The sequence below is a fragment of the Candidatus Liberibacter brunswickensis genome (genome assembly GCF_036858155.1).
GTDB classification, from domain to species: Bacteria; Pseudomonadota; Alphaproteobacteria; order Rhizobiales; family Rhizobiaceae; genus Liberibacter; species Liberibacter brunswickensis.
Genome location: NZ_JAAEJX010000020.1, coordinates 1 through 5,160, shown reverse-complemented (window position 1 = coordinate 5,160; position 5,160 = coordinate 1). Strand labels below are relative to the sequence as shown.

Here is a 5,160-nt window from a genome sequence, read left to right as displayed (position 1 = left end):
GTTAGCAAATGCTGAGGAAGTAGCGAACGCCAGTAGCGAGAGATTAGCTAAAGCCATAAAGGCAGATGCGGAATTGAATAATTAGAGATACCTGTAAGGGTCGGGGGTGGTTTTGGTCTTCTCTACCGTGGTTTACCACCCCCATTTAAACCTTAAAATGGAGATTAAGATGCTATCAAATGTACAAAATATCATTGAACAAGCGATTAAAGATCAAAACCGTCCTGTTTTACTTGGGTTACTATCAACTATTGCTGAAGCTTTAAAACAAGTTGAGTCACCTACCTCAAAAGCAAAAAACTCTCTCATGTCCTTATCCGAATTGCAAAAGGAAGTGAGAGAAGAAGCGAAAAACTATATCACATCTCGTGGGGCGCAAGGTCTTAAGAGACTTAAGGATGACATCACTATTCCTGCTTGCGGAGGAGAGCACAAAACTCTCAAAGATTGTAATGAGCAAGAACTTAAAAACATTTTAGCCAGATTAAAGGATGCAAAACATGGCTAATACTCATGCGGTTTTATCGCCATCATCAGCTCATCGTTGGTCTAAATGTTCAGCATCAATTGCGATGGAAGCCAAATGTCCTGAGACTACTAGTTCTTTTGCTCAAGAAGGGACAATTGCTCATAGACTTTTAGAAGAATGTTTAGAACGTGATGTTGACGCTATGACCCTTAAAGGACAAAAGCGATATATTGATGATCGCACTTTTGAAGTCAATGATGAGATGGTACATGCTGTACAACTATGTCTTAATTATGTGCGTTCTTTCAATGGTCATATTACTCGTGAAACTACGTTTTCACTTGAAGCGGTAACTGGGGAAAAAGACGGTCAAGGGACAGTTGATATTGTCATTGATTGTGGTGATGTTTGGCACATTGTAGATTTTAAGTATGGTGCGGGAGTTAATGTTGAAGCATCTAACAACTATCAACTCATTCTGTATGGATTAGGCGTGTTAAATGCTTGGGGTGACTTTTTAGGTGAACCACAAAAGGTTGTTTTGACGATTATTCAACCAAGAATTAGAGAGCAAGACCCTATTAAAACATGGACATTAACACCTAGTGAATTGAGAGAATGGCAACAATTCTTTTTCACTACGGGGCAAGAAGCCCTTAAAACTAAAAAACTGCGGACTATACCATATACAGCTTATCAGCCGAATACAGATGTATGCCGATTTTGTCGTGCTAAAGCTCGCTGTCCAGCTGTAGCTAAAACCGTATTAATAGCTCTTGAACAACCATCTAAACTTTTAAACAACGATGAATTAGCAAAGGTTTTAGACACTTTACCATTAGTTGAAAGCTATGTGAAAGCGGTGAAAGACGAAGCTTTCAAAGCTTTAAATAACGGAGAAACACTACCTAATTACACGTTAAAAGAAGGGAGAAAAGGCAACCGAACATACAAAAATGAGCAAGAAGCAGAACACATTTTACGCCGATTATTTGGTGATCAAGCTATCAAGAGCGTTTTGATATCTCCTGCAGAAGCGGACAAATTAGCTAAAAGCAAAAATTTAAATATCCAAGATATAGAAGAATTGCAAAACGCTGTTATCCGTCCTGAAGGAAAAATGCAAATTACACGTGAGCAAGAAGAGTTGAAACAACAAGCAGATTTAGCAGAGTTTAGTAAAGTAGCATAGGAGTATACCATGTCATCAGTTGTAAGAATACGTTTAAAAGGAAGATTATCTTATCCTAGTTTATTTGTTGCAAAACAAGATATAATGGGGGAAAAAGCCCCTGTTTACAGTGCTGATATCTTGTTTCCTAAAACAGATACACAACAATTTAATGTTATTGATCAAGCACGACGAGAAGCGGGATTAATCAAATTTCCTACTCGTTCATATGAGTCTTTGTTAAAAGAAGCAAAAGGCAATCAATCACTAGTTCTTAAAGATGGTGATGAGAAAGTTGAAAGAGACCCTGAGAAATACCAAGAGTCCTATAAGGGAATGTGGTATATCTCTTCAACTAATACTCATAAACCGACCTTGGTTGATCAACAAGCTATTAGAGTTACCGAAGATACGGGACTTTTCTACGCAGGTTGTCATGTTTTAGCTATTATTAATATCTATTGCTACTTCTATAATAAGATGAAACGAGGCTTTAGTAGTACTTTGGCAGGTGTTCAATTTCTCAAAGATGATAAACCATGGCAAGGTAAACGCATTGCGGATATAGGCGAGTTTGAACCAATAGAAGAATTAGAAACTGTATCATCGGATGATCCTTTTTAATGTCTAAAAACCTCTTTTTGGATATTGAGACCCGCAGTCCGTTGAAGATTAAGAATGTAGGGACATATGCATATGCTGAACATGCGGAAATTCTGCTTTTAGCATATGCATTAGATGATCAAACGGTTCAATGTTGGGATCTTACAAAAAATAAGAATATACCTACTGATTTGCAAATAGCGTTAAATGATCCTGATGTTAACTTAATTGCTCATAATAGTTCGTTTGAACGTGTATGTCTCCAACATTGTTTGTCTGTTACTATCCCCCTTCATCGTTGGAAATGCACTATGGTTAGATCGCGTTTCACAGGATTACCTGCTTCCTTAGAATCTGTTTGTCAAGTTCTTAAACTACCTGAAGAATATAGCAAAATGGCTATTGAAGGTAAAAAACTGATCCGTCGTTATTGCTATGGTGAATTAACTTTCCAACCAAAAAGGAATGAATATTGGGAATTATTTAAACAATATTGTCAAAAAGATGTTGAAGCCTGTAGAGAGATTTTTAAACGTTTACCTCCTATTCCCAAAAGTGAGGAATCGTTGTGGATCTTAGATCAAGAGATTAATGATCGTGGCTATTGTATAGATTTAGAATTAGCCAAAAAAGCGGATAATTTTGTTGTAAACTGGCTATATCAACTTGATCAAGAAATACGAGATTTAACTGAAGGCAAACTATATTCATCTAGATGTGTAAGTGCGTTTCTTAAATGGTTATTGGACTATGAACATATAGATCTTCCCGATTTACAAGAAGCAACGATACTAAATATCTTAAAATGTCAATATTTAAGCTCTAGAGCTACTCAGCTTTTAAAGAACAGATTGGATGCATCTCGTTCAGCACCTCGTAAACTCACAACTTTGCTTGAAGCCACATCAAAAGATGGACGACTTAGGGGAACTTTACAATTTTACGGAGCAAGTCGAACGGGTCGTTGGGCAGGAAGAGTTTTTCAACCACAAAATCTTCCTCGTCCCCAACGATCAAATGCAGAGATTGAACAAGCTATTGATGAGTTTTTATACGTAGATGATGTAAAAAATCCTATTGAAAAAGCCAGTGATTGTGTCCGTTCTTGTATCATAGCACCCCAAGGGAAAAAGATTATTGTTGCGGATTTAAGCGGGATAGAAGCTCGTGTTTTAGCTTGGGTAGCAGGTGAACAATGGAAATTAGATGCTTTTGCACAAGGGGATGATATATACAAATTAGCTTATGCTAAAGCTTTTAATATTCCAGTTTCCGCAGTGACTAAAGACCAAAGAGCTATTGGTAAAGTGATGGAATTAGCACTAGGTTATCAAGGTGGTGCTAGAGCTTTCATCTCCATGGCTCAAGGAACAGGAATGGATTTAAAGTCCATGGCAGAACAAGTCAAATTGACAGCTTTAAGTGATGATTGGCAACAAGCCGAAAGTATGGCGTTATGGATGCAAGAACATCACCCTAATAACAGCATTGATGATTTGTTCATTGGAACTGCTTGCGAACTTCTAAAAACGGCATGGCGAGCAAAACACCCTAAAGTAGTGAAACTGTGGGAATTGATGCAGAACGCTTTTAAAGAAATCTTAAAGTCAGATAACACCATTTTACGAATTAATCCTTTTTTAACCATAAAAAAACAAGAACAAAATGTTAAGATTGAATTGCCTTCTTCTCGCTATCTTTCTTATTTTTATCCTCAATATAACAAAGAATTGAGCTATTTAAGCACGTTAAAAGCAGAATTAAGAGAAAAAACTTATGGGGGTAAACTTGTTGAGAATATAGTTCAAGCGGTAAGTCGTGATATTTTAGCCAATGGTATGTGGAACGTTCATTTGATGGGTTATGACATTGTCTTGAGTGTTCATGATGAGTTAATAACGGAAGCTCCAAACAAGGATCGTTATAACGTATCTGAACTTTGTTCCTTGATGTCAGAAACTCCTATTTGGGCTACGGGTTTACCACTAAAAGCCGAAGGTTATGAAGCGATGAGGTATCGTAAATGATCTCAGAAGCTCAGATAGAACAACGTTTGGTTATAGGGGCTAAAGCACAAGGGTGTTTTGTACGTAAGGTACAATTCATTAGTCATAGAGGTTGTCCTGATAGATTAATCCTAACTCCAAATGGAGTTGCTTTTTGGATAGAGCTGAAAAAGCAAGGAGGTAGATTATCAACCTCTCAAAAAAGAGAAATACTGAGGCTTAAAGACTACAAACAAAGAGTTGAAGTTCTGTCATCGGCTTCTGAAGTCGATAATTTTTTGGAAATTTTGCAATGTTACTGAAACTAGCAGAACATCAAATTAAAATAGTTGATTGGATTTTAAGTCATGATCGTTGTGCGATTTGGTCTCCTATGGGATCGGGTAAAACTATAAGTGTGTTATTCGCCTTATCTTATATTCGAATACTTGATCCTCGCCCTATTCTAATCATTGCACCTTTAAGAGTAGCCTTAAATGTGTGGAGTGATGAAGTCAAACGTTGGAGTGCTTTTAGTGATATGAGAATTTCTATCATTACAGGTGATATCAAAAAAAGACAATCGGCTTTAGCCACCGAGGCATCAATATTTATTACCAATTTTGAGAACATACCTTGGTTAGTTAAAGAAATCGGTGATAAATGGAATTTTTCCTGTATTGTCGTAGATGAAAGTACAAAACTTAAATCTTTCAGAATGCACCAAGGAGGCAAAATGCCTAAAGCTTTAGCCCGTGTTGCTTGGAAAACTGAACGATTTATTGAACTTACAGGGACACCTTCGCCTAATGGCTTAATCGACTTATGGGGGCAAATCTGGTTTTTAGATAAAGGAGAACGTTTAGGACGAGTATTTAAGAGTTTTGTTGCTAGATGGTTTTATAAGCAACAAGTGGGATCACATATTGGAG

General features: G+C 37.1%; 6 protein-coding genes. All 6 read left to right on the top strand.

Annotation, left to right across the window (positions count from 1 at the left end; translation table 11 throughout):
- Window positions 1-127: 127 nt before the first annotated feature.
- A complete protein-coding gene (locus GY664_RS04970; RefSeq protein ID WP_333948382.1) occupies window positions 128-508 on the top strand; it encodes a hypothetical protein in 381 nt (126 codons plus the stop codon).
- Window positions 501-1,661 carry a DUF2800 domain-containing protein gene (locus GY664_RS04965; protein WP_333948381.1) on the top strand — a complete coding sequence of 387 codons (1,161 nt, stop codon included), beginning with the start codon at window positions 501-503 and terminating at the stop codon, window positions 1,659-1,661. The genes GY664_RS04970 and GY664_RS04965 overlap by 8 nt, the downstream gene beginning before the upstream one ends.
- A 9-nt stretch (window positions 1,662-1,670) precedes the next feature.
- Window positions 1,671-2,264: an ssDNA-binding protein gene (locus tag GY664_RS04960; RefSeq protein ID WP_333948380.1), complete on the top strand. Its 594-nt coding sequence runs from the start codon at window positions 1,671-1,673 to the stop codon at window positions 2,262-2,264.
- A complete protein-coding gene (locus GY664_RS04955) occupies window positions 2,264-4,270 on the top strand; it encodes a DNA polymerase (protein ID WP_333948379.1) in 2,007 nt (668 codons plus the stop codon). Before GY664_RS04960 ends, GY664_RS04955 begins: the two co-directional genes overlap by 1 nt.
- Complete coding sequence (locus tag GY664_RS04950) at window positions 4,267-4,551, top strand: VRR-NUC domain-containing protein (protein ID WP_333948378.1); 285 nt, start codon at window positions 4,267-4,269, stop codon at window positions 4,549-4,551. Before GY664_RS04955 ends, GY664_RS04950 begins: the two co-directional genes overlap by 4 nt.
- Window positions 4,542-5,160 (top strand): SNF2-related protein (locus GY664_RS04945; protein ID WP_333948377.1); only part of this gene is annotated, 619 nt, incomplete at its 3' end. The genes GY664_RS04950 and GY664_RS04945, both read left to right, overlap by 10 nt.

Coding starts and splice junctions, on each gene's coding strand:
- GY664_RS04950 (WP_333948378.1), top strand. CDS start 4,267: ATGATCTCAGAAGCTCAGATAGAACAACGTTTGGTTATAGGGGCTAAA.
- GY664_RS04965 (WP_333948381.1), top strand. CDS start 501: ATGGCTAATACTCATGCGGTTTTATCGCCATCATCAGCTCATCGTTGG.
- GY664_RS04955 (WP_333948379.1), top strand. CDS start 2,264: ATGTCTAAAAACCTCTTTTTGGATATTGAGACCCGCAGTCCGTTGAAG.
- GY664_RS04960 (WP_333948380.1), top strand. CDS start 1,671: ATGTCATCAGTTGTAAGAATACGTTTAAAAGGAAGATTATCTTATCCT.